At 57.2% G+C, this 456-nt stretch carries 1 protein-coding gene; it reads right to left on the bottom strand.

The genetic code is table 11. From position 1 onward, the window contains the following. Positions 1-426 (bottom strand): hypothetical protein (locus AVO44_RS20530; protein WP_169794897.1); only part of this gene is annotated, 426 nt, incomplete at its 3' end. Between the last annotated feature and the right edge of the window lie 30 nt (positions 427-456).

The raw sequence follows: 456 nt of genomic DNA, 5'->3' as shown, positions 1-456 counted from the left end.
GATGTCGCCGCTTTCGGCTGATTGATAGGTGTAGGTCACCGGTACCGTCACCGTTTCTCCGGCTGCGACCGCTTTGTCTACGCTCACTGTGTAGCTGGCGTCATTGCCTTCGACGACGCTGGCATCACCGCTGATTGAGACGATGGCTTTGTCGTCGTCTCCTGGTGTGCCTTCGTTGTCGTTGCCGTCTTTAATGGTCGTGGCGACTGTGTCGTTGCCCAACTCGACGTTTTCGAAGCTGCCTGTGTCTACTGGCGTGCCGATGACGACGCTGTAAACTTCGTCGCCTTCTGCGTAGGCGTCATCCACTGCGGCCACCGTGAAGTCGACGCTTTGATTGGCTGCATCCAGCACCACTTCTGTGGTGTTGGTGATGATGTCGCCGCTTTCGGCTGATTGATAGGTGTAGGTCACCGGTACCGTCACCGTTTCTCCGGCTGCGACCGCTTTGTCTAC

The organism is Ruegeria profundi (genome assembly GCF_001507545.1).
GTDB lineage: Bacteria > Pseudomonadota > Alphaproteobacteria > Rhodobacterales > Rhodobacteraceae > Ruegeria > Ruegeria profundi.
Note: the sequence above shows the minus strand (reverse complement) of the source record. Positions and strands in the feature narration are given on the sequence as shown.